The sequence below is a fragment of the Shewanella schlegeliana genome (assembly GCF_016765635.1).
GTDB classification, from domain to species: Bacteria; Pseudomonadota; Gammaproteobacteria; order Enterobacterales; family Shewanellaceae; genus Shewanella; species Shewanella schlegeliana.
In genome coordinates this window covers 54,565-79,296 of the sequence record NZ_JAESVD010000014.1, presented here as the reverse complement: position 1 = coordinate 79,296, position 24,732 = coordinate 54,565, and the positions used below count along the sequence as shown (strand labels likewise).

Genomic DNA, 24,732 nt, shown 5'->3' with positions numbered 1-24,732 from the left:
GCAATATTGCGCCACTTGGCTGGTTTGTTAATCAACTCATTCATATTCAGCCAAGTATAATTCTCAGGGCGGGGTGTAACTCCCCACCGGCGGTAAGTTATGCAGTGATAAAGCATCACCTCATAAAAGCCCGCGAGCGCCTAGTTTACGCTATTAAATATCAATATAAATAGCTGCGAATATTAACTAGGGTCAGCAGATCTGGTAAACAGACCTTATCAATGACACCTGTCAGCCATAAGGTTGCACCTACTCCAGAGCCGACGGTAATGGGTACTCAACGACATTGTTAGTACGCTAAGTCCGGATGAAAGAGAATATAAGATTTAAGCAAACAATCCATGAAGCAGACTAGTCTTCGTGGTGGATTTTGCTCAGCTCTTATTATGCACATTATCTTATGTCGACCGGTTCGGCTGAAGATATGTGCCATTTTCTGTACGCCCTGATTCTGGCCAACCCAATGTAGTATTTTAAGGATGTTATCCATGAATCAGTCTTTACTTGCCCCTTATGGCAATGCAATCGAACGTGTTAATGCGGCATTAACGGCACTTTGCCAAGGCAAAGGTGTGTTAGTTGTTGATGATGAAGATCGCGAAAATGAAGGCGATCTAATCTATGCAGCTGAAACCCTCACCAACGAACAGATGGCACTGCTTATTCGCGAATGCAGTGGTATTGTTTGCCTGTGTCTGACCGATGAACGCATCGAGCAGCTTCAGCTTCCCCCAATGGTAAGCGACAACAATAGCCAATATGGTACCGCCTTTACCGTGAGCATCGAAGCCAAACAAGGTGTAACCACTGGCGTTTCTGCTGCCGACCGTGTCACTACCATTAAAACCGCAATCGCCGATAATGCTAAACCCGATGACTTAGCACGCCCAGGCCATGTTTACCCATTGCGTGCTCGCCCCGGTGGCGTATTGGAGCGTCGTGGCCATACCGAAGGCACCGTCGATCTGATGAAGCTCGCAGGCCTTAAGCCCTACGGTGTACTTTGTGAAGTCACCCTTGCCGATGGCACCATGGCCCGGTTACCGGAAATTGTCGAATTTGCTCAACAACATGATATGCCAGTACTGACTATCGAAGACATTGTTAGCTACCGCAACACACAATAAATCCCCCTGAACTAGCAGCCGCGGTGATATGCGGCTGCTCCCCATACTCGTTAACAGTCACTACCAATCACTTACTTATAGCCATCTGGAATAACGAACACAGTATAAAAACCTTTGATTTAGAAAATGTTTGCTGTATTTTGATAAATTCGTGACATAGGCGTTACTTTGGTGAACATACTGAGACGTACCCATATTTCTATGGTTATTATTTAGCACTTTTTTACTTCATCTCGCTTCATTGCATTACTGAGTCCACATTATCTCCTGCTGAGGATCATCGCCGAATGCTACCCGTGTTAAGTCGATTGAGCTTAAAACAGAAATTATTCCTATCTGCATCTTTACCTATGTTTATATTGGTATTACTTGCAGTACTAAGCGCATCAACTCTCATCAAGCAATACCAACACGCTTCAGCAAACGTGCTCACCACCAAGATCACCTTAGGGATAGAAAATGTCATCTACGAGTTACAAAAAGAACGTGGCCTCTCCGCAGGATACCTCAGTAGTAATGGCCGCCTTTTTAAAGCTGAACTGCAACAGCAATGGCTAACCACTGACAAAATGTTCCAAGAGTTAGTTTTCAACTCAGCTCTCGTTGAAACGATCAATACAGTAAAGAGTGACACGGAACTATTTCATGCCTTACAAGATCAAATTCAGAAAGCCAGTTTAGCAAGACAGCAGCTAGAGATTGCTCGACAGAAAGTCATCGAATTAAATACTCCTGAATACTTCAGTTTCTACTCACAACTGACCCAAAAACTCATTAATTTTATCTCACAGTTACGCTTTAAGAGCGAGAATTCATATCAAGTACTAGTGCAGTCCGATCTGATTAACATGCTCAAAATTCAAGAGCTCGCAGGTCAAGAACGGGGGCTAGTCAACCAATTATTGTCAGCGCAGACATTAGACCCTAACGCCTTCAAACAGATCGCACAGGTTAGAGCACAACTCGATGGTGTCATTGCCAATGCGATGTCGGTGATGACCCCTGATAACCTTAGTAGCTTTGGTAAATTGATGGATAGCCCTGCGCAGCAGCTAATCTCAAGTTACCGCACGCAACTGCAGCAACAGGTTAATCTGGTAGAGCAAACAGAAATTATCGACGACCTTATCGGCTATGGTGGTCTTAGCTATAACTTTAACGGTTACCTCACGACACTCAACCCTGCGTATTTATCGAGTTTTCGAGAAAATTACTTCACCTTAAAAAATGCGTTAGATAATTTAATTAATCACCATGCTCTAACACCTGCACAGCAAGTGTTGGTTAAAAGCATTGCGCAAACCGCCACAAACTACCAAGAGTATGTCGCAAAAGCCGAATTGACCCAGCTACCCGCTTCCGGGGCAACATTAGCGCTACTTGGCCAAGATATCGCCCTACATGACAGCTTGTATCAGTTACAACATCAAACTCCCATGGTCGATAGCGAAGCTTGGTGGCACGCGGCAACCGTAGGCATTGATAACCTACATCAGCTCAATACTCAGCTGACAGCAAACATAGCTCGTCAAAATGAGATTGAGAAGCAACAGATCCTCTCTTATCTCTATATCAGCATTTTTGCCGGATTACTCTTCTTCTGTATTGTCTATTTCGTCGGTAGAAACATCGCCAATGACCTCATCGACTCAGTGAGAGGCATAGTTGATGACGTGGAAAAACTAGCAAAAGACCCAAGCCTAGTATTAGATCTTGAAGTTAAGGGCAAAGATGAACTTGCGCAGATAGCAGTAGCGGTCAACCAAATGGTATCGGAGCGCATGAAGTCTAGGCGCGCTCTACACCAAGCTTCTGCCGTTTTTAGACACTCGGCAGAAGGGATTATCGTCACCGATGCTAACAACCGCATCGAACTAGTCAACCCCGCCTTTACCAAGATTACTGGTTATAGCTTAGAGGATGTCAAAGGCAAGACACCTAGCATCTTAAACTCAGACCATCACCCGCAGAGTTTTTACCAAAAGCTATGGCAAACACTAATCAGTAAGAGCAGCTGGGAAGGAGAGATTTGGAATAAACGTAAGGATGGCAAAATCTATCCAGAGTACCTAAAAATTACTGCGGTTAAAAATAGTAAGAATGAGGTGACCCAATACATAGGGCTATTTCTCGATATCAGTAATAATAAACAGTATGAACAAGATCTCTGGTATAAGACCAACTTTGACTCTTTAACCAAACTGCCTAACCGCCACCTGTTTTCCTCAAGGCTGCAGCAAGCTATCGATACTGCGAAGAATACCGATGGCCAAGTCGCTATCTTCTTCATCGATTTAGACAGATTTAAGTTTATTAATGAGCTTCACGGTCACGCCGCGGGTAACAAGGTGTTAAAACAGTCGGCCACACGACTCGAAGCCGCACTAGGAGCCGAGGACTCTATCGCCCGTATTGGCGGTGATGAGTTTGTTATTATTGCCCCACAAACTGGCAGCATTAGTACCGAGCAATTAGCACAGAAGCTGAGTGATGCGCTATCTAAGCCTTTTATCATCGATAATAAAGAGACCAATATCTCCTCTAGCCTTGGCATCGCGTTTTACCCTGAAGATGGCCAAGATATTGAGATGCTGCTGCATAACTCTGAAACAGCCATGTACCAAGCAAAACGTGACGGCAGAGCCCATTATCAATACTTTTCTCCCGAGATGAACGTTGAGATGCTGGAACGAATGCACCTCGAGCAGAGATTACGTAGAGCGGTCAAGCAATCAGAGTTTTACCTTGAGTATCAACCTGTCGTTGATATGCGCAGCGGAGCCGTCATCAGTGTCGAAGCCTTAGTACGATGGAAGGATCCAGAGTTCGGCACCATCTCGCCACATGCCTTCATTCCTATCGCCGAAGAGGCCGGATTGATCGAGCCATTAGGCGAATGGATCCTACACCAAGCCCTTTCAGATCTTGCCGAATGGCATTCTCAGGGATTGATGCTCAAGATGGCTATTAATGTGTCGGGGCGCCAATGTTTAAACTCACGAGATATCAGCTTTTATAACGTACTTAAAGATGCTCTGTCTAAACATGGTATCGCCGCAAAAGATCTACATATCGAAATCACCGAGAGCATGTTGATCGAAGATAAACCTCGCTGCCTACAGACCTTGGAGGATATCAAACAGCTCGGTATCGATATCTATCTCGATGACTTTGGTACCGGTTATTCAGCACTCAGCTACCTAACTCAATGCCCCATTTCAGTCATTAAGATCGACAAGAGCTTTATCGATAACGTGCTAAGCAATCCATCTGATGCAAAGTTGATCAAAGCGATCGTGATGATGGCGCAAAGCCTAGAGATGCCACTTGTGGCAGAAGGAATTGAAACCGTAGAGCAGTGGCAATTCTTACACAGCTTAGGCTGTGATTACGCCCAAGGTTATTTAATGTCTAAACCGCTATCGAAGACACAGCTAGTCGCGTTTTTAAGGCACGCAAAGCCATTTCACTTTCTCAATGTTGGAACTGAGCTTAACGCTGTTTAGGCTAGAGGCTGTTATACATAACTTAGGCTGTGAATACCCAAAGTTCTTTAATGTCCAAACCGCTACCGAAGGCACAGCTAGTCGCGTTTTTAAGGCACGCACACACGCAAAACCATTTCACTTTCTCAATATTGGAACTGAGCTTAACGCTGTTTAGGCTAGAGGCAGTTAGACATAACTTAGGCTGTGAATACCCAAAGTTCTTTAATGCCCAAACCGCTATCGAAGGAACAGCTAGTCGCGCTTTTAAGGCACGCACACACGCAAAACCATTTCACTTTCTCAATATTGGAACTGAGCTTAACGCTGTTTAGGCTGGAGATTGTTAGAAACAAAAAGAGCAGCGTTAGCTGCTCTTCTTTATCGGCTAATCTCGTTAAACCGCTTCGCTGGTCATCACACTCGCCGACTCTTCAATCGCCATCTGCGCCAGATCCTTATCGACGAAGAACAACGCCTTGCCATCTTCACCCACTAGGCGGATTTTATCGACGATAGATTTAAATAGCTTCTCTTCCTCATGTTGCTCTGACACATACCACTGCAGGAAGTTAAAGGTTGAGTAATCTTGATTAGTGAAAGCCGCATGCGCCAGCTCATTGATCTTTTTGGTGATCAGCTGTTCATGTTCATAGGTATATTCAAATAGTGCCAATAGTGACGGAAACTCAGCTTGTGGAGCCTCGATAGTGCCTAGAAGTGGCATACCACCCGTTTCACTCACATAGGTAAACAAACGATGCATGTGGCCCATTTCCTCTTCGGCGTGAGCACGCATAAACTTAGCTGCACCTTCAAAGCCTTTGTCTTCGCACCATGCGCTCATCTGTAGATACAGATTAGAGGAGAAGAACTCCATATTGATCTGGTCATTTAACTGGTCAATCATCTTCTGGGCTAACATATCAATTCCTTAGGACTTTCAGTTTGTGGCGGTTATTGTTATCAAGCTAGCTAACAATTGCAATAAAATTTACTTAAGTGATTGTTAAATAAATAATAATGGTTTTCATTTACAGGATTTTAAGTTACCGTGGCTACGATTGTTTTTAACAAAAAAACCAGCTAGATCAACCTTAAAGGATAGAGTTCCTCCTATTAGTAGTCGTTAGATGTTTATTATTAATTGCGACTCTATTTTAACTGTGTTTAAAAACTGCCGCGCAGATCATAGCCATCTACGTTCACCATGGCATAATGCGCTATATTCGTTTTTACTTAACGTTCCGATTCACGTCTCAAGGATAGATAGATGCAGACTCATGCAGATCCATGTTCGCAACCTAGCCTAATGCATCCCGATCAGGCTATCGTTAAATTATTAGAACAAGTAAACCCCATCACAGACTCAGAAGTCGTGACACTACCGCACGCTTTAGGCCGAGTACTCGCTGAAGATCTTGCCTCTCATATCGATCTTCCTCCTTTCGATAACTCAGCAATGGATGGTTATGCCTTCAACTATGCAGACTTAGAGGCAGGCGCACCACTAAAGTTAATTGGTCAATCTTTCGCGGGTCACCCTTTTACAGGTAAATGTGTCAAGGGTGGCTGTATTCGCATCATGACAGGTGCCCCCGTACCGAGCGGCTATGACACTGTACAGATGCAGGAAAAAGTCACTGTTGATGGTGAGCTGATCACCATTGAAGCCCCTAAAGCACTTGGGGCTAATGTGCGCTATTGTGGTGAAGAGCTCACCAGTGGAACTAAGGTATTAACAGCAGGCACATTAATTGGCGCTGCAGAAATGGGCGTACTGGCAACAATCGGTGTAAGCCAGTTACGTGTTAAGCGTATCGTTAAAGTTGCTTTCTTCTCTACGGGTGACGAACTGCGCCCAGTAGGCAGCGAATTAGGTCCGGGGCAGATCTACGACTCTAACCGCTATAGCATCCAAGGTTTACTGAGCCGCGGTAATATTGAATGGATCGATCTTGGTGTTATCGAAGACGATAAAGAAGCCATTCGTCAAGCCTTTAAAACGGCATCAGAATGTGCCGATATGGTACTAACTTCTGGTGGTGTGTCTGTTGGTGATGCTGACTACACCAAACAAATTTTAGATGAAGAAGGTCAAATCACCTTCTGGAAACTAGCCATCAAGCCAGGTAAACCGTTTGCCTTTGGCCACCTAGGTGATGCCGTCTTCTGTGGACTGCCAGGTAACCCAGTCTCATCGATGGTGACTTTCTACAAACTTGTATGGCCGCTACTCAATAAGATGCAAGGTCTGCCTCAGGTTAAGCCTGTGACACTGAAAGCCACACTCAAGGGTGAGATTCGTAAGTTCCCAGGTCGAGTCGAATACCAACGTGCAATCTTAAGTTATAACGCACAAGGTGAAGCCGAAGTTGCGGTCACAGGCGGCCAAGGTTCTGGCATGCTGACATCGATGACCCTAGCTAACTGCTTCATTATTTTAGCTCAAGATTGCGATGGCTTAAGCGATGGCAGCCAAGTTAGCGTTGAGCCTTTTAATAGCGTGCTTTGCTAAGCTCTGCACAGCCTAAATATATGAGACCAAATTGATGTCGACCGAACAAGCAGCAACAGATGAAATTTTATCTGATGCAGAAATATTGCGTTATAGCCGCCAAATATCGATCAAGTCGATGGACTTTGAAGGCCAGGAAAAACTCAAACAAGCTAAAGTGCTCATTATCGGTGCTGGCGGTTTAGGCTGCGCTGCGAGCCAATATCTGGCGGTTGCAGGTGCAGGCTCGATGACCTTAGTGGATTTTGATACCGTTGAGATTTCAAATCTACAGAGACAGGTCTTACATCAAGACGCTAACGTCGGCCAAGCTAAGGTAGACTCGGCTAAGCAGAGCTTAACCACACTCAACCCGCACATTCAGATAGAGACAATCAATGCGGTACTCGATGATCATGAAATCGATGCCCTCGTTGAGCAACACTCTATCGTGATGGATTGCACCGACAATGTTGCCGTGCGAGAACAGCTAAACCAAAGCTGCTTTAAGCATAAAAAACCACTAATTTCGGCTGCGGCAATTCGTATGGAAGGCATGGTCACGGTATTTGATTACCAAGGCGATACGCCCTGCTACCACTGCTTCAGTAAGCTTTTTGGCGAGCAACAGCTTAGCTGTGTCGAGTCAGGGATCTTAGCGCCTGTAGTTGGCATGATCGGTTGTTTGCAAGCAGTCGAAGCCACCAAGGTGATTGCTAATATGGGACAGACTCTAGCAGGACGCATCCTGATGATCGATGCGATGACCATGGAGTTTCGAGAAATGAAACTACCAAAGCTACCGAGTTGTTCTGTCTGTAGCTAGTCAATTCCTGTTATCGTACTCTTGTCGCAATCATATGTGCTTGCCGATAAACTAACAAACGCAACCCTATGGTTGCGTTTGTTTTTTAAGAGTACCAATCAGTATTACTTTGCCGCTAAGCTCGCTTCCCTTAACTTACTGCTTTGCCCCCAATATTGAGCAAATTCCTGCAAAGTAATCCCCGATTTATTGGTCAACTCTGCATCACACTCCTGACTGTATAGCTGTTTTACAATCCCGAACTCAGCCTTAATTACAGCCCCCATCATCGCGGTATTACCACGCTTATCTTGAAGGCAGGCATTCGCCCCATGCTCAAGTAAAACAGAGGTTGCCTGTGCTTGGCCATTGTATGCAGCAACCATCAGCGCACTGTAACTTTGATTATTACGCTGATCGATGGGAAAGCCCGCTTCGATAAAGTGATTTAACACCTCAATATCACCCGTTCTTGCTGCAGCAAAGAAATAGTCGACCAATAGCCGCATTTGTTCGGTTTGGCTGTTAACTTGTAACCCAAGGCGCTTATCTGAATTTTCGATTTCAGGCGAGTTAGCCTGAGCGTTATTGGTGCAGAATATAGCTGTTAAAATGCTCACTACTAGAGCCAGCCACAATAGGGGAATGGTTTGTTTCAATGAAAAAGTACGCTGCATGAGCTCGACCTCGATAACGAATTAACGTTTTCTGTTTAGGACTTTCAGTTGAAGTTTAGGTTGCCCGTAAGGCGCACTCTAACCTGGGCAGAAAAGAGCAAAAACACGCCTTACGGGACTTACTCGAGGAACCTAATCAAGAGACTGACTCGGGAACAGTTAACGCCAGCCCATTAAGCGTTAACCTATAGAGTTAGTTACTAGCTACATATTGGCGCGTTTTTTCACTTCATTTAAATCACCCGCCACAGCTTGCGTTAAACCTTTACCAAAGTCCTTATCTGCTTGATAGAAATAACTCAACATTTGATGCTTAACATGACTGTCTGTCACCTTGCCTAAGTCAGCAGATAAATTGGTAATAAGATCGCGCTTATCTTGTTTAGTCAAACTACGGTAAAGCACGCCCGCCTGAGTGAAATTATCTTGTTTAGCAATAACCGCTTGCTGAACTGTGCCCGATAGGGGTGTTTGCACGGCTCGATAACGATGATCCTCAGCTAATGGGAGCTTTGTGCTAGGTTGATAATTCACATCAGAGCTTGTATGACCATAATTAGCTGCCCCTTCTTGATTATGATTTGCCACTGCCACGTTAGGCTGGTTAATTGGCAATTGAGACAAGTTGGCACCTAAACGATAAAGCTGAGTATCGGCATAGGAAAAAATACGTCCCTGAAGCAACTTATCTTCCGAAGGTTCAATGCCGGGTATTAAGTTTGAAGGTGCAAATGCCGCCTGTTCTGTTTCCTGAAAGAAGTTTGCCGGGACGCGATTAAGCGTCATGGTTCCCACTTTAGTCTCTGGCACATCAAGCCACATTTTTGTTGCATCAAGTGGGTTGTAATCAAACTTGTTCAAATCCTCTGGGTTCAATACCTTGACCATAAGATCCCATTTTGGAAAGTTACCCTTGTTAATCTCGCTATAAAGGTCGTCTGTTAGATGGTTAAAATTCTGACCTTGAGTTTTAATAACTTCATCAGGCCTTAGCCCTTCAACACCTTGCTGGCTTTTCCAGTGAAACTTTACGTATTTAACCTGATGCTCATCATTAATAAATTTATATGCATGCACTCCCCAACCGTCCATTTTTCGGTAACTAGCAGGAGTACCTAAGTTGGTATAAACCCAAGTCAGCATATTTGTCGCCGTGGCTTCATGGCTAAAGAAATCAAAAAAGCGGTTTGGGTCCTGTAGGTTAGTAATAGGTGATGGCTTAAGTGAGTGCACCATATCTGGAAACTTTATCGCATCACGAATAAAGAACACCGGCAAGTTGTTCCCTACGAGATCCCAATTACCTTGATCTGAGTAAAAACGAGTCGCAAAACCTCTAGGGTCCCGTAGAGTTTCTGGCGAACCTTTTGAATGAATAACTGTTGAAAAGCGTACGAAGACGGGAGTAATTTTGCCTTTGTCAGCAAACGGTGCGGCCTGTGTTAACTCACTCAAATCACTACTAGCAATAAACTCCCCATGTACACCAGTACCTCTGGCGTGAACTACACGCTCAGGGATCCGCTCGCGCGCAAATCTTTGTAGCTTTTGGATCAACTGGACATCTTGTAGAAGTACACTGCCATTACTACCAGCCGTGATTGAATTTTGGTTATCTCCTACCGGAGCACCATTGTCACGAGTTAACGTGTCAGCCTGTGCATTAACAACGACCAAGCTCAACGATAGGGCTAAACCTGCCTTTTTTACTATTTCCATGAGTATTCTCTTAATTAACAACGCACGCTCTTTCTGCCTAAAAACAGTGTGAGCGATAATCACAATTAAAAGAAATGGTCTTTATCGATTGAATAAATCGTAAAAACCTATTACACAAGTGTTAAATACTGCTAATTAACCCTAAATTAGATGAATTACCCAGCAAAAATGTTTCTTTACGCTTAGCCAATGAAGAGTATAGTTACTAATAGTTACAATATGTATCAACTCGCTAACGCGATAGCTGAGATGCTAAAGAAGTATTTTTACTGCTAACTTCTGTGCTCCATGAGTTCATAAGGGATCTGTATGCCTTTACTCATTCGCCATGAATTAAGCATCAAAAAATAGCTCTGAGTTAACCATCTTCTTATATCGATTAGTGTCAACCTTAGCTAAATTAACTCTGTGGAGAATGATTAGATATGAAAAGTCCCCTAATAATGAGTTTAGTGATTACTACAGCCTTATTATTAAGCGCTTGTAATCCTAAAGAACCAGAGCCACATCTCAACCAAAAAGATGCTGCAACACTCGCTAACCCAGCATCAATGTTTTGTATTTCACTCGGTGGCGATATCGTCATAGAGAATGATGAAAGCGGACTGGTCGGCTACTGTAACCTGCCTAATGGTAAACGCGTTGAAGAGTGGACCCTGTATAGGAGTTCGACCAAGCAAAGCCTAGCAAAAACTAAACAGCAGTTAACCAACCCTGCTAGTGAAAATTGCATAGCGCAAGGTGGTAAAGTCGATTTAGCTACCAGCATCTGTACTTTGGCTAATGGCGAAAAAGTAGAACAATGGATCTTATTTCGTCGTGACAACAAAATAGCAGCAGACTCAGTTGGCGCCCCAAATCCCGCCTCAGAATTTTGTTTAGCGCAACAAGGTCAGCTCAATGTCGCTACAGGCATGTGTACTTTACCCAGTGGGGAACAAATTGAACAGTGGAAACTGTATCGTCAAAATCATCAGCAAGCAGTTGAAACTACGTACATTCCTAACCCTGCGACAGAATACTGTTTATCACTAAATGGAGAGGTAGACCCAATGTCAGGGATCTGTACTCTACCTAACGGTGAAAAAATTGAGCAATGGTCATTGTTCAGCCAGCATCAGAAAGATTCTAAAAGTGAAGCTGGGATCTTAGACGCCCCTAATCCTGCTGCAGAATACTGCTTATCACTCGAGGGGAAAGTAGATTTAGCGACAGGGATCTGTACCTTGCCTAGTGGTGAAAAAGTCGACCAATGGGCTCTGTATCATCGAGATCATAAAGCTATCGACTAAAACAGGGTTAAACTTTAACACCAGTGCTTACGGCTCACTTCATACACCACCTTTTATTGGCAACAATCAAAGTAGATAGAGGGCAGTATAAGCAAGATTACAGCTAACAAAAAAGGCACGCAGATGCGTGCCTTGTTCTAATAAATACTGCCCACTACAAGATAAACTTTATATAGCCCTGCAATACCACTAGGTTAACGATATCGATAAAGAAAGCACCGACAATCGGAACTACCATAAAGGCTTGCGGTGAGGGCCCATTACGAGAAACCAATGCGCCCATATTCATCACAGCGGTTGGCGTTGCTCCCATGCCAAAACCACAGTGTCCGCCAGCCATCACAGCGGCGTCATAGTTTGAGCCCATGACTTTGAAGGTAACAAAGTAAGCAAAGCAGGCTAAAACTACGGTCTGTACCATTAAGATAATCAACAGTGGAATTGCGAGATCAAAAATTTCCCATAACTTTAAGCTCATTAACGCCATAGCAAGGAACAGAGATAACGCAACCGTACCTAAGATGTCGACACACTCATTATTCATCTTGTAACCACGGGTCATCTCGGTGAAATTGGTGATCATCACTCCAAGAAACAGCGCATAAACAAAATCAGGCATCTTCAACCAGCTGATATCAAAACTAGCAACCAATTGGCCAACCCACTTAGCCCCTGCCACACATAGCATGATGATAAACAGCGTTTCTAACACACTCTTAGCGGTGACATTATCAATCTCTAACTGATCATAGGTAACGAGATCTGGGTGGTCTTTATGATGATTACCACCAATACCGTAAGAAGATTCCAGCTTATTCTTATCAATAAGCCTCTGTGCTACGGGACCGCCAATGATCCCCCCCATCACTAAGCCAAATGTTGCGGCGGCCATAGCGAACTCTAGCGTGTTCATGTTGTACTGCTCGGCAAATGTTTGTGACCAAGCGGCACCAGTACCATGTCCACCAGAAAGGGTTATTGAGCCTGCAACCAACCCCATCAACGGCTCTAGGCCAAGGGCTGCAGCCAAACTCACTCCCACAGCATTCTGCAATATGATGTAAATAGAGGCGATACCAAGAAAAATAAAGACTTTTCTACCGCCACGAGCCAGCAGCTTATAGCTGGCAGCAAGACCCACGGTGCTGAAAAACATCAGCATAAGCGTATTTTGCATTGGCAAAGAAAACGCTAGCGTAATATTTTGAAAATGAAGAACAGTAATGACTGCCGCAACAACCAAGCCACCAATAATGGGCTCTGGGATATTGTATTTTTTGAAAAAACGAACGTGGCGATTAACTGAGTGGCCGATAAACAACACCAAAATGGCGATCAAAAATGATTCTAGTTCTCCGATTGAATATACAGTATTCATGAAACTCCTATCCGTTAGGTTTTGTAGTAAAAAACCTACAAAACCAAAATTAGCCGGCTATTCTGTCATATTCATTAGGGTAAATAATATTAGCCGTGTCGGAATTATGGCATCTGGATCATGAAAAGCGACTCATTGCGCAATAAAGAACCTATTCGCTCTTAATTTGCACAGCCTCAGCCGCCTCGAGTGCAGCCAACCTCTCCCGCTCCGCCTTAGAAATGTACTTAGGCTTGTTACTCGTATTGAGCTTAGCATTGGCTTTCTTAAGCTTGTTCATGTGTTTCTTGGTAATCTTCTTGGTGCGATTCATAGATATCTATTTAAACTAAACTATATTTGCGAAATTATAACCCAATTTGACTAATATTGAGTGTATAAAAAAGAGCAATCAGACTCCAACATACTTGCTCACCATCTAGTAACAATATGACTTCTCGCGGTAAAAAGTGTAAGGTATCCCGTTTATAGACTCATCAATTATTCACTTTTATGAAAAGACTAATCGTAGACCTTGACGGTACACTCACTATGGCTGACACCCGTGATTATGCTGAAGTATCTCCTCGCCAAGAGGTAATAGATAAACTCAAAGAGTATCAAGAGAAAGGCTTTGAAATCGTGATATCAACGGCTCGGAATATGCGTACCTTTGAGGGTAATGTCGGCAAAATAAATATCCACACTTTGCCTGTCATTACTGCATGGTTAGATAAACACTGTGTCCCCTATGATGAAATTTTAGTTGGCAAACCCTGGTGTGGCCATGAAGGGTTTTATATTGATGATAGAGCTATAAGGCCGTCAGAATTTGTTCGACTCTCTCAGGATGAAATTGAACAACTCATAACTGAAGACAAAGCATGTATTTAATTACCTCTGCGGCTTTGATCGCGACTGAATTGCAATCAGAATTTGGGCCACTTCCCCCTAGCTTTTTGCCTGTGGGTAATAAACGTTTATTTCATCACCAGCTCGCACTTATTCCTCACGGTGAAAGAATTATTTTAACTTTACCTGAAGGTTTCACGCCAAGCCAATATGATCTAGATGCTTTAGCAAGTAGAAGTGTTGAACTCTTATATTTACCGACTCACCTTAGTCTTGGTGAATCGATCGTCTACACCTTAAATTTACTAGAGTTTGAACATAGTGAGCCACTTTTTATCCTACATGGTGACACTCTTTTCGATCAGCTATCCTCTGAAATGGATCAACTTGGCTTAAGCCAAGTGGAAGACAATTATGATTGGGCTGAGTATAACCCTAACACTGCTAAGTTAAGTCCATTTTCATCAGAGCAGCCTCCAAGTAGTGAGTTGATCTCAAATGGTTTCTTTAGCTTCTCAGCTCCCAAAGCACTCGTTCGCCATATAATCAACCAAAAGTGGGATTTTATTCAGGGGCTCAATGCTTACATCCAAGATAAAGGGATGGCTCCGCATATCTATCAAAATTGGTACGATTTTGGGCATAGTCACACCTACTACCAATCGAAATCTCGGATGACGACCCAGCGAGCATTTAATGAAATGTGCATTGCAGGACAAGTTGTCACAAAGACCAGTTACAAGAAGAATAAGCTCTCAGCAGAGGCTAACTGGTATCAAACGATTCCAGGTCCATTGCGTTGCTATGTACCACAGCTTCTATCCACTAAAGAGACTGAAAATAGCTTTAGTTACAGCATTGAATATTTACATCTGACAGCGCTAAATGAGCTATACGTTTTCAGCCAGTTACCTGCTTTTGCCTGGCGAAAAATTTTAAAAAACTGCTGCAAATTCCTGCAACACGCAAGCGAGTATCAAGATAAAGATAAACAAACTCTAGACGCACTCTTTGCCAGCAAAACTAAGCAGCGTTTACTAACCTATGCTGCCGATGCGCAACTAGATATAAATAGTCCATTAAGAGTTAATGGAAAATTAAAGCCTAGCTTGACTCAATTAGCCCAGTTAAGCCTTAACTTCCTACCGACAGATACTGGCAGAATGAATGTGTTGCACGGAGACTTTTGTTTTAGCAATATTTTGTATGACTTTAGAACCTGCAATATTAAAGTCATCGATCCTAGAGGAATTAATGCAGCAGAAAAAGTCGAGATCTATGGTAACACTGTCTATGACATCGCCAAATTAGCACATTCAGTTATTGGCCTCTACGATTCTATCATTGCGGGGTACTTTAAGAGCGAGTTAACGAATCAAGATTTAACCTTTAGTATCGCTTCAACCCCAAGGCAAGAGCAAATCATTGCTGATTTTATTAAGTTAATAAATGAAGAGTTTGCGATCACCGAAAACGAGCTGTATGCCATGCAAATCCAACTGTTTTTATCTATGTTACCGCTTCACAGTGATAAGCCAGAACGTCAGCTAGGTTTTATCGGAAATGCTTACCGCTTATTTGACAAGATTCAATTAAACACAGGAAGTATCCAATGATTGTAATTCCAATGGCAGGTTTAAGTTCACGCTTTTTTAAGGCGGGTTATAACGAGCCGAAATATATGCTTCCGGCTCATGGCATTCCCCTATTTGACCATGCAGTTTTAAGCTTCAAAGCTTACTTTGAAACGACAGAATTCCTCTTCATTGTGCGTAGTGATTACGACACGCCTAAATTTGTAGAGTCTCGCTGCCAAGCTCTTGGGATAAAAAGCTACCGCATCGTAGTGTTAGAGGCTGAAACTCGCGGCCAAGCTGAAACTGTGTACCTTGGCATTCAAGATTGTGAAGACCACCTGCCTATTACTATATTTAATATTGACACATTCAGACCTGACTTTATTTTTCCCAAAGTCGTTAACGAATGCGATGGCTATCTTGAAGTCTTTAAAGGAGAAGGGAGTAATTGGTCATATGCTAAACCTGAAACAGCTACCAGTGACCGCGTTGTAGAAACTGCGGAGAAAAACCCTATATCTGATCTTTGTAGCACTGGACTTTATCACTTTAACCATGCCGGAGATTTCAAACGGATATTTAAATTAGAAGCTGCTAGACCAGTATCTGAATGGCAAAAACAAGAGCTTTACATCGCTCCTCTATATAACTACCTAATCAATGAAGGGAAAGATATTCGTTATCACTTAATTAAGCATGATGAAGTGATCTTCTGCGGAGTACCTCAAGAGTACTTGGACTTCATTAACGTATAGTAAAACGACTTAGAGCTCTAAGTCGTTTGGGATAGCACAATCCATTGTCATTAAGCCAAGCAAATATGAGTATAGATTTCAAAGACATTAGCGTAGTTATACAGGGACCTGTTCAAGCCTATCAAGGGCGTTCACAGGAGCCCGGAATCACACATAAATGTATAGCGAGCATAAGAACACATCTACCAGGTGCGACGATAATCCTATCAACTTGGGAAGGGCAAGACTGCCACGGCCTAAACCCTGATATTTTACTGTTAAATAAAGATCCTGGCGCAACAATTGTGTCTTATAACGCAAAAGGTGAGCCTGGAAAACTAAACTTTAATCGTCAAATAGTTTCAAGCGCTGAAGGGCTTAAGCAGGTAACGACACCTTATGCAGTAAAAATACGTTCTGATAACTTTCTTACCAGTAATGACTTTGTTGCAGCCCAGCAAGCTTTTCCTGCTCGAAATGATGCAAGTAAATTATTTACACAAAAGGTTGTCACTAATACGAGTTATTTTCGTCGTTATGCCGATGGGCAGAAAATCGTTATGCTGCCCAGCGATTTCTTTCACTTTGGTTTAACCGAAGACCTACTAAAAATATGGGATATCCCGCTTTTCCCAGATAGAGAGTTCGACCCGACAAAAGCAGGCTCCCCACAATATCGTGGAGCCCCGAAAGTCGGCCCTCATGCAGAACAGATCTATTGTAATGCTTGGCTAAGAAAACTTGATAGCACCGTTCCCTATCTACAGCACCGCCACCAAAACTCCCCTGAATTACTTGCCTATTGGGAGCGATTTATTGCCTCTAATTTAGTGGTGTTAGAACCGGAACAAATAGGCTTGGGGCTTATACAACGTTTTATTCCTAAAAGTAAGCGCCCAAATGAGATATGCCACCAAGATTGGCTATTACTCTATAAGCAATATTGCGATCCAAGCATTGCTATCTCGAAATTTGATATATTTAAGACTATCGGGTGGAAACGAATGTGTAAGCTACCTTTTAGCTATATAAAACATCAGCTAACTCAGATTAAAAAGTAAAGGCTTATAGAGAGCACATTAATGTGCTCTCTATTGTTAGATATGCTAAAGATCGCTAAGCAAGCAAACGAGAGAGATCTTTAATCACCAGCGATAATCCATCAGACTCACAAAAAGAAGTTGAATCTGAGTTTTCAACTGACTCTAGCATCTTAATTGTTGTTGTAGATATTTCGTCATCAATCGAGCATGAGAAAACAAAATCCAGCTTTTGACACGCCTTAATACGTTTAGGCTGATCCTTTGAGACTGCAATCGCAACAACAGGCTTCCTCAAACTAATAGCCTGAAGAAGAGTATCTCCGCCGCCCAATACGCTTCCTTTTGCACCTTCAAGCAAGCAAATGAAGTCCTTATTTTCCAGGCTCTTAATCGAAATCACTGAGTCAGACGTAGGTATGGGGCTCGGATAATTTGGACCAAAAACCATCACACACTTCAATCCTGTTTTTGAGGCAACTCGCTCAGCTTCGGACCAAAAGGTATCTGCTGTAAACCCTTTTACCGTTTGATGTCCTCCAGAACCAGCATTAAACAGAATATAGCTTTGGTCTAGTAGTCCATACTTTTCTAAAAGAGTATTTTTCCTTATAGGATCAGGAGCGCTAAAGACACTACCAATCACTATCGGTTCGGCACTTCGAATCCACTGCAACTTCTTCCTATCTAACCAACTAATTGGCCCAATCACAAATTCAGGTTGAGCGACCCAATGACTATCTGTCACCTTGGCTCGACCGATCTTCATACCTCTAGCTCTTTTACGTCTATGCTGACTAATGAAGATGACTTTGGCGCCAACAGACTTTGCATGTTGCATTTGCACTTTCCGCCCAGAAGCATCAAAGATGACAACGCTGGGCTTAAAGTTACTTATCAACTCATTTACCACATCGACAAGCTTTGTTGGAGTATCCTCTAAAACGTGTGTGTAGTAAGGACAGTCTTTCGAGTAAGAAGCATGCTGACTAATAGCAAAATGAATAACTGCATCAGGCCACTTATCCATAATGGCATCAGCAATAATAAGAGAGCGCATGTACTCCCCACATCCTTCAGCAGAAGAGACTGGAAGAAACAAAAACTTAGGCGCAGACAAATCCATTAAAACACCTTTTTAATATAGCTATACCAGTCATCTATAATCACTTTTGGTTAATTAAATCTAAGTAAGCCAAACAGACTTGATGAGCATCAACTTGTTTCAGTAGATCAATATCAGTAATTTGCGGATAACTGTCTAGCGCTTCGTCAACTTTTAGCGCTAAAGATTCAGGGTCACGACGAGGCACTAGAAAACGGGCCAAATCTCCCGTCAGTATCTCATTTGGACCATGCTCACAATCGGTACTGACAACTGGTGTTTGGCAAACCAAAGATTCGATTAGAACCATTCCTAACCCCTCATAATCAGAGCTCAGAACAAGTACTTTTGCGCCTTTGATCCAAGGATATGGGTTCTGTTGAAACCCCGGCATGATAACCCGATCAAGCACCCCATATTTTTTAGCTATTTTTGTGGCTTTTTTTACATTGTTGCACAATAAAACTAGCGGCAAATTATTATCCATAAGCTTAAGCGCTTGAAATAAAACATCATGCCGTTTCGGTTTTGCAAATCTACCAACGTGAATTAAGTAGTCACCTTTTGGTAGTGTTGCGGTCGATTCTTGAGATAGGTCTCTAACTTCCTCTAGATCGCAAGGATTATAAATTGTCGTAATAGATGCTGGTACGATACGTCCAACACGCTCAATTTCCTGCTTAATCCCCTCAGAAACGGTAATTAAATGTTTACCATTGAGCGCTTTTTTTGCCCGTAGCATCTTAAAATAGGCGATAGGACCAAGTTTTTTCGTTCGCTTTAACGGCTCTTCAATTGACGAGTGAACTACAAAATATAGAGGACTCACCTTTGAGTGCGACATGAGTAAGTTAGCTTTATCAAGGTTTGAGATAAACAGATCAAAATCGCCAACCTCTCCCTCTAGGCCTTTTATCCAACAATCTAAGCGTCGAGCATAACGCTTCGTATTCCAGAAACTGCCAAGATGTTTATCTTTCTTTTTATCAAAGCAGAAATGGACAGGAATATTCTTTTCAATATGATGCTGACAATTTTCAAATAGCACTAAAAGGTGTGGTTCATGACCTTGCTTAATTAATTCGTTAGCTAGCGTCAACATGACTTTCTCAGCCCCGCCACCAGCTAAGCTGTCAATAATAATTGCAATCCGTTTCTTAGACATTTATTTATCCTCCAGCAAACGAGTTATATCAGTAATGCAGACCTCTAAGCCATTAACACTCTTCATTTGCTTAGTTTTATTCATCAGTCTAGCTAATGTTTCTGGGGCTAATAATGCACTCACACCTTTACACATTTCGTCATAATTTAAGCTCGTCGACAGAATAACCTCACGTTCAAGACAAGCCTTAACTCTCGGGGGCTGGTCCTTAGCAACTGCAATTGCGAGTGTTGGAATATGCATAGCGACAGCTTGCAATAGAGTTCCGCCACCACTTAATACTGCAGCTTTTGCGCTACTCACTAGATTAATGAAATCCGCATTATCTAGTGAACGAATACAGATAACGCCTTCGATATTTGGTAACTCTTTTGGATAATTATCACCAAGAACAACTACAGGCTTGATCCCGTGGCGACGCTTTGTATCGACAGCGACATCAAGAAATAAATCAGCAGCATACCCGTAACTACACTTATGCCCGCCAGAGCCAGCGCTAAATAAAATAAAGGGTTCGTCAACCAAGTTATATTCTGTTAATAGCTTATTTTTTTCCATTGCACTTGGATTGGTAAAAATAGGGCCAGTAACAAGAGGTAAAGGTTTTCCTATTAACCAAAGTTTAAATCGTTCAAATAGCGATAATGGAGCAATAGCAAACTCAGGCTGCACAACCCAGTGACTATCGGTCACTAAGCTGCGACCTATCTTTAAGCCACGACTTCGCTTTTTCTTATGCTGACTGATAAATATAACCTTGGCACCAACCTTATGTGCATGTTTAAGCTGTGCCTTTCTGCCTGAAGCATCAAAGACAACAATATCAGGCTTAAGCTCCGAGATTATATTATTGACAGCCTTCACCTGCTTGGTTGCAGAGTCTTCTAAAATAAAGGTATTAAACGGGCATGACTGGGCATATGGGGCATGCTTACTTAAGGCAAAATGTATCACTGCATCTGGCCAATGGTTTTTTACGCCATTTGCAATAATCAGTGACCGCATATACTCCCCAATCCCTTCTTTAGAGGACACAGGAATAAAAAGAAAAACTGGCGCAGGTGCCATATCATCAACTCTCTTATCAAATCAGCCGTAAATAGCTTAAATAACTAGATCCATCCAAACACTGTCAGTTCAGTGTATCGGAAAACTACTTAGCCCTATTCTGTATGGCTGTATGAGCTTGCTCAAACTCATTTATTACTGCATCAACTTCAATCAATGCCATCAAATCCTCGCCCTTAGCGCGTGTGCCCCAAGGGATCTCACCTTGCTTCTGCTGCGCAATCACTTCACCGTAAACGCTAACCACAGAATCTAAGCAAGTATAAGGTCCTGTGCGTCCAGGATTTGAGTGAGCATATAAACCGATCACTGGCGTACCTTGAGTTACCGCCATATGCGCGGGACCAGTATCTGGTGCCAATACTACACTCGCCTGTTTAAGCACTGCCAACAGTTGCAGCAATGAGGTTTTGCCCACTTGGTTTTCTAACTCTGATTTAGCCGCTGCCTGTATATTCTCAGCAAGTTCACGCTCAAGTGGTGTTGGGCCACCACATAAGATAACACGGTACCCCTTTGCTACCGCATAGTCAGCGACGGCGGCGTAGCGGTCAGGTAACCAATTACGCTCTGCTTTACTAGCGGCGGCGCAGATCACCAATACTCGACTACCATCGGGGATGAGCGCCTTAGCAAACTCGGTATCTGCAGCTGGCACTGGAATATTCCAGCTTGGAGTCAAATCTATCACTCCCACAGCCTTGGCAAAGCCCATAAAACCTTCCAACACATGTGGCGTTGCCTGAGGTTCAATATGGTAATTTGTCACCAACCATTGCCCCTCCTTCGCTCTAAAGCGATCGAAGCCTATCCGCACCTTGGCCGAGATAGCTAATGAAGCTATGGTCGCCCGTAAGGCAATCTGCATATGCAGCAACACATCAAACTTGCGCCCTTTTAGCGCACGCTTAAGGTTAAAGTAACTACGCCAACCTTGCGACTTATCGAAAATAACAAACTCAACACCCTCAAGGTGCTTTAATAATTGATACTCCACCTTACCTAAAATCCAAGTGATCTTAAGCTGTGGATAGCGACGTTGAATTGCCTGAACCATGGCAACAGCATGGCAAACATCACCAATTGCAGACAGCCTTAATAGGCATAGAGACTCTGCATTGCTTAAGTCTATGCTGCTCGATTTAGGATTCTGGTTGTCACTTGAAGTAGATAAGCTCATTAGTGCTCGAAGGTTATTTAGCGCAATCTACCGATCTTAATGTAGAATGCCTGCAGGTTCCACGCTTTAGCTTACAATTCTACCTATGAAGTTTAAAAAAACAGCCAAAGGCAGCATCGCTTATTGCCAACATACGCCGTCTGATATCGAACCTAACTGGTTTGGTGCCGATTTTTGGCGTCAGCAATCTGCCATTACAGGCTCATCTAAAGGGCGCTATACCACCTGGTTCGTCGATGCCAGCTGTGTTGCTAGTGAACAAAACCAATGGGTGCTTCGCCACTACTATCGTGGTGGTTTGATAGAAAAGATTAGCCGTGACCAATACCTATTTACAGGTTTAGAAAAAACCCGTGCAGTGGCGGAATTAGCGTTGTTGGAAACCTTATTTAATCAAGGTTTTGCCGTACCTAAACCGATCGCCGCCAATGTTGAGCGCTCTGGTCTGTTCTATCGGGCAGACTTAATCATAGAGCGGGTAGAAGGGGCGGAAGATTTAGTCGCCAGATTAAGCAAATCGGCTATGTCCGAAGCCCTGTGGCAAACACTGGGCGAAACCATTGCCCAGTTCCACAACCACGGCGTTTATCACGCAGATCTCAATGCGAAAAACATCCTTATCTGCGCAGATAAGTTTTACCTGATTGATTTTGACCGTGGCGAGCTGAGACAAACCAACCCGCAATGGCAGCAGGCTAATATGAGCCGCCTACTACGCTCTTTCAGAAAGGAGCTAGCTAAGCTACCGACCTTGGCATTTAATGAAGATAATTGGCAGCAACTGCATCAGGCCTATCAAGCCAAGCTCAATCGGTAGTTTTCAGAACTCCTCTAACAAAAAAGGTCTGCACATTCTGCAGACCTTTTTATGTTTTACCTGAGCGAAATTGACGCTAACCGTTAATAAACGATTCCACCACAGCTAACTGTTTAGTGAGTGAACCACGGTTTTGCTCAACGACACTTTTTGCCGCGATGCTCGCTTGGCGATAAGCCTCTTTATCATCAAACAACCGGATCAAATTGTTGGCTAGCGCCTGGCCAGAATCCACAACCTGCAACCCACCCGCCGATGCCAGTAGCTCGGTGATCTCATTAAAATCACGATAATGCGGCCCCACCATCACAGGTAGCCCCATAGCTGCAGGCTCTAGAGGGTTATGGCCACCATGCACGATTATTGATCCCCCAACAAAAGCTTGGTCGGCAGCGCCATAAAAGGTCAACAGCTCTCCCATGGTGTCGCCCAACAAAACCTGAGTTTCAGGCAATACAGGTTCCTCTTTGCTTCGCCTTGCAAGCGTTAACCCTGCGGACCTAATTGCTTGCGCCGCTGCATCAAATTGCTCTGGGTGACGCGGTACCATCACCATCAAGGCATTAGGGTATTTCGCTAGCAGTTGTTGATGTGCTTCAATTAACGCATCAAACTCTCCCGGATGCACCGAGCCAGCCACCCAAACCGGTTTATCCGTTGCGTGCCACAGCTCTTTCAGGTTTTTAGCAGTATCAATTAGCTGCTCATCAATACTGATATCAAACTTTAAGCTACCACAAACCGTGATTCGTTCTGGCGCAACACCTAAGGCAATAAAGCGCTCTGCAGCCTGCTGTGACTGCACTGCAATACCGTCGAGCTGATTAAGCATAGGCACGGTTAGTTTGTGATACTTACGGTATGAATCTGCCGACTTTTGCGATAAACGCGCATTGGCTAATAAGACCTGCGTCCCCGCTTGTTTAAGGTAATGGATTAGATTCGGCCACAGCTCGGTTTCCATAATGATGCAGCACTTAGGTGAGACTTGATTAACGAATCGCTTAGCACACAAAGCGAGATCGAAGGGTAAGTAACAGTGTTGCACACTCACGCCAAATGCGCGAACCACCTCAGCTGACCCCGTTGGGCTAGTCGTGGTGATAGTAATGCTCAGCTCAGGGTGCTGTTGCTGGAGCTGTTTAATCAAGGGAATAGCCGCTAAAGTCTCGCCCATCGAAACCGAATGCACCAAGAGATCAGTTTGCCTTAATGACTTAAGAGCGAACCGCTCGTTCCAGCGGCCACGGTAATCCTTGCTTTTAAAGGCGCGCATCGCAAGATACACCAGCAATAGAGGACTAATTAAATATAAAGCTATTGAATAGAGGCTACGATTCATGAAATTTGCTACTTTCTTGCGTTTTACTTGAACAATTGCGTTAATGCTAACATGATAGTTAAACCTTAACGTAATTACACATGTGTGATTCAAACTGGATTGGCTTAAATAGAGGCTATTAGCGGTCAATTGCATGCCGAGTTAATTATACCGGATATTATCATTTAGGATGAATATGAAGACCCGTGACAAAATCGTACAAGCCAGTTTAGAGTTATTCAATGAACATGGCGAAAGAGCAATCACAACCAATCATATCGCCGCCCACCTAAATATCAGCCCCGGCAACCTCTACTATCACTTCCGTAATAAAGAAGACATTATCCGCTCGATCTTTAGCCTCTATGAGCAGCACTTAGAGTCAGGCTTCCAGCCTTATGTCGATAAAGAGGTTGATGTAGACTTATTGGTTGGCTATTTCGATGCGATGTTTTATACCCTTTGGCAGTTCCGCTTTATGTATGCCAACCTTGCCGATATTCTCAGCCGTGACGAAACCTTAAAAAATCGTTATCTGAAGGCCCAGCAAGACGTACTGGCACGCTCAACGGGTGTACTAGAAAAACTAAATCAAGATGGCTTCCTTGCAATTAACCCCGAAGATCTCAAGCCTCTAGCCGATACCATAAAAATGTTAGTTAGCTTTTGGATCAGTTATAAGCTCACGCAAACTCAGTCAAATATTGGCTCAATCACTAAAGAGTCGCTATATGAAGGCTTGTTGCGAGTAATCATGCTATTTAAGTCTTATGCCACGCCAAGTTCACAAGCCACCTTTTTGCGACTTGAAGAGCACTACCGTTCAAAAATGATCTAAAGGTTTATCTAGCGCATGAACATGTTTTCATGCGCTAACCTCAATCCTCTTTGCTACAGCTATTCTTTAATTTCCA

General features: G+C 43.3%; 21 protein-coding genes and 1 riboswitch. Of the genes, 11 read left to right on the top strand and 10 right to left on the bottom strand.

What is annotated here, in order from left to right; all coding sequences use genetic code 11:
- The first annotated feature begins 55 nt into the window (after positions 1 to 55).
- A riboswitch (FMN riboswitch) is annotated at positions 56 to 323 on the top strand.
- A gap of 165 nt (positions 324 to 488) precedes the next feature.
- Both ribB and JMA39_RS19450 read left to right on the top strand, forming a co-directional pair.
- Positions 489 to 1,127, top strand: a complete 639-nt coding sequence (gene ribB, locus JMA39_RS19455; protein ID WP_202723555.1) for a 3,4-dihydroxy-2-butanone-4-phosphate synthase — start codon at positions 489 to 491, stop codon at positions 1,125 to 1,127.
- A 287-nt stretch (positions 1,128 to 1,414) separates the two neighbouring features.
- On the top strand, positions 1,415 to 4,633 hold the full coding sequence (locus JMA39_RS19450) for an EAL domain-containing protein (RefSeq protein ID WP_202723554.1): 3,219 nt from the start codon (positions 1,415 to 1,417) through the stop codon (positions 4,631 to 4,633).
- Positions 4,634 to 5,009: 376 nt separating this feature from the next.
- Here JMA39_RS19450 and ftnA read toward each other — a convergent pair whose 3' ends face one another.
- On the bottom strand, positions 5,010 to 5,537 hold the full coding sequence (gene ftnA / locus JMA39_RS19445; protein ID WP_202723552.1) for a non-heme ferritin: 528 nt from the start codon (positions 5,535 to 5,537) through the stop codon (positions 5,010 to 5,012).
- A 348-nt stretch (positions 5,538 to 5,885) separates the two neighbouring features.
- On the opposite strand from ftnA, the gene moeA reads away from it, so the two are divergent.
- Together moeA and moeB are read left to right on the top strand one after the other, a co-directional pair.
- A complete protein-coding gene (moeA, locus tag JMA39_RS19440) occupies positions 5,886 to 7,130 on the top strand; it encodes a molybdopterin molybdotransferase MoeA (RefSeq protein WP_202723550.1) in 1,245 nt (414 codons plus the stop codon).
- Between the two features lie 34 nt (positions 7,131 to 7,164).
- Complete coding sequence (gene moeB, locus JMA39_RS19435; protein ID WP_202723549.1) at positions 7,165 to 7,935, top strand: molybdopterin-synthase adenylyltransferase MoeB; 771 nt, start codon at positions 7,165 to 7,167, stop codon at positions 7,933 to 7,935.
- 104 nt (positions 7,936 to 8,039) lie between these two features.
- Here the strand turns inward: moeB and JMA39_RS19430 are convergent, their stop codons facing one another.
- Both JMA39_RS19430 and JMA39_RS19425 read right to left on the bottom strand, forming a co-directional pair.
- Positions 8,040 to 8,591, bottom strand: coding sequence for an ankyrin repeat domain-containing protein (locus JMA39_RS19430; protein WP_202723548.1), 552 nt, complete (start codon positions 8,589 to 8,591; stop codon positions 8,040 to 8,042).
- A gap of 204 nt (positions 8,592 to 8,795) precedes the next feature.
- Complete coding sequence (locus tag JMA39_RS19425; protein ID WP_202723547.1) at positions 8,796 to 10,310, bottom strand: catalase; 1,515 nt, start codon at positions 10,308 to 10,310, stop codon at positions 8,796 to 8,798.
- A gap of 425 nt (positions 10,311 to 10,735) precedes the next feature.
- Between JMA39_RS19425 and JMA39_RS19420 the strand changes: the two genes are divergently transcribed.
- Positions 10,736 to 11,602, top strand: a complete 867-nt coding sequence (locus tag JMA39_RS19420) for a DUF333 domain-containing protein (protein ID WP_202723545.1) — start codon at positions 10,736 to 10,738, stop codon at positions 11,600 to 11,602.
- Between the two features lie 154 nt (positions 11,603 to 11,756).
- Here JMA39_RS19420 and gltS read toward each other — a convergent pair whose 3' ends face one another.
- Positions 11,757 to 12,980 (bottom strand): sodium/glutamate symporter, encoded by a 1,224-nt coding sequence (gene gltS, locus JMA39_RS19415; protein WP_202723543.1) that lies wholly within the window; start codon positions 12,978 to 12,980, stop codon positions 11,757 to 11,759.
- A gap of 151 nt (positions 12,981 to 13,131) precedes the next feature.
- Positions 13,132 to 13,293: a DUF2986 domain-containing protein gene (locus JMA39_RS19410; RefSeq protein ID WP_202723541.1), complete on the bottom strand. Its 162-nt coding sequence runs from the start codon at positions 13,291 to 13,293 to the stop codon at positions 13,132 to 13,134.
- A 179-nt stretch (positions 13,294 to 13,472) separates the two neighbouring features.
- On the opposite strand from JMA39_RS19410, the gene JMA39_RS19405 reads away from it, so the two are divergent.
- The 4 genes from JMA39_RS19405 to JMA39_RS19390 all read left to right on the top strand — a co-directional run bounded on the left by JMA39_RS19405 (position 13,473) and on the right by JMA39_RS19390 (position 17,183).
- A complete protein-coding gene (locus JMA39_RS19405; RefSeq protein WP_202723540.1) occupies positions 13,473 to 13,853 on the top strand; it encodes an HAD-IIIC family phosphatase in 381 nt (126 codons plus the stop codon).
- Entirely contained in the window at positions 13,844 to 15,427 is a 1,584-nt protein-coding gene (locus JMA39_RS19400) for a capsular biosynthesis protein (protein ID WP_202723538.1), read from the top strand. The genes JMA39_RS19405 and JMA39_RS19400 overlap by 10 nt, the downstream gene beginning before the upstream one ends.
- Positions 15,424 to 16,143 (top strand): glycosyltransferase family 2 protein, encoded by a 720-nt coding sequence (locus JMA39_RS19395; protein ID WP_202723536.1) that lies wholly within the window; start codon positions 15,424 to 15,426, stop codon positions 16,141 to 16,143. Before JMA39_RS19400 ends, JMA39_RS19395 begins: the two co-directional genes overlap by 4 nt.
- Before the next feature lie 65 nt (positions 16,144 to 16,208).
- Entirely contained in the window at positions 16,209 to 17,183 is a 975-nt protein-coding gene (locus tag JMA39_RS19390) for a WavE lipopolysaccharide synthesis family protein (RefSeq protein WP_202723535.1), read from the top strand.
- A gap of 55 nt (positions 17,184 to 17,238) precedes the next feature.
- Here the strand turns inward: JMA39_RS19390 and JMA39_RS19385 are convergent, their stop codons facing one another.
- The 4 genes from JMA39_RS19385 to JMA39_RS19370 form a co-directional block, all read right to left on the bottom strand.
- A complete protein-coding gene (locus tag JMA39_RS19385; protein ID WP_237732936.1) occupies positions 17,239 to 18,288 on the bottom strand; it encodes a hypothetical protein in 1,050 nt (349 codons plus the stop codon).
- A gap of 40 nt (positions 18,289 to 18,328) precedes the next feature.
- Positions 18,329 to 19,432 (bottom strand): glycosyltransferase, encoded by a 1,104-nt coding sequence (locus tag JMA39_RS19380; protein WP_202723534.1) that lies wholly within the window; start codon positions 19,430 to 19,432, stop codon positions 18,329 to 18,331.
- The gene (locus tag JMA39_RS19375; protein ID WP_237732935.1) at positions 19,433 to 20,437 is read right to left on the bottom strand and encodes a hypothetical protein; all 1,005 of its coding nucleotides are present in this window, start codon (positions 20,435 to 20,437) and stop codon (positions 19,433 to 19,435) included.
- Positions 20,438 to 20,585: 148 nt separating this feature from the next.
- Positions 20,586 to 21,680 carry a glycosyltransferase family 9 protein gene (locus JMA39_RS19370; RefSeq protein ID WP_202723532.1) on the bottom strand — a complete coding sequence of 365 codons (1,095 nt, stop codon included), beginning with the start codon at positions 21,678 to 21,680 and terminating at the stop codon, positions 20,586 to 20,588.
- Between the two features lie 85 nt (positions 21,681 to 21,765).
- Here JMA39_RS19370 and JMA39_RS19365 point away from each other — a divergent pair, with 85 nt between their 5' ends.
- The gene (locus tag JMA39_RS19365) at positions 21,766 to 22,497 is read left to right on the top strand and encodes a 3-deoxy-D-manno-octulosonic acid kinase (protein WP_202723531.1); all 732 of its coding nucleotides are present in this window, start codon (positions 21,766 to 21,768) and stop codon (positions 22,495 to 22,497) included.
- A gap of 76 nt (positions 22,498 to 22,573) precedes the next feature.
- On the opposite strand, the gene waaA is transcribed toward JMA39_RS19365, so the two are convergent.
- Positions 22,574 to 23,839: a lipid IV(A) 3-deoxy-D-manno-octulosonic acid transferase gene (gene waaA / locus JMA39_RS19360; RefSeq protein WP_202723530.1), complete on the bottom strand. Its 1,266-nt coding sequence runs from the start codon at positions 23,837 to 23,839 to the stop codon at positions 22,574 to 22,576.
- Positions 23,840 to 24,014: 175 nt separating this feature from the next.
- Between waaA and JMA39_RS19355 the strand changes: the two genes are divergently transcribed.
- The gene (locus JMA39_RS19355) at positions 24,015 to 24,656 is read left to right on the top strand and encodes a TetR/AcrR family transcriptional regulator (RefSeq protein WP_202723529.1); all 642 of its coding nucleotides are present in this window, start codon (positions 24,015 to 24,017) and stop codon (positions 24,654 to 24,656) included.
- The last annotated feature ends 76 nt before the right edge of the window (positions 24,657 to 24,732 follow it).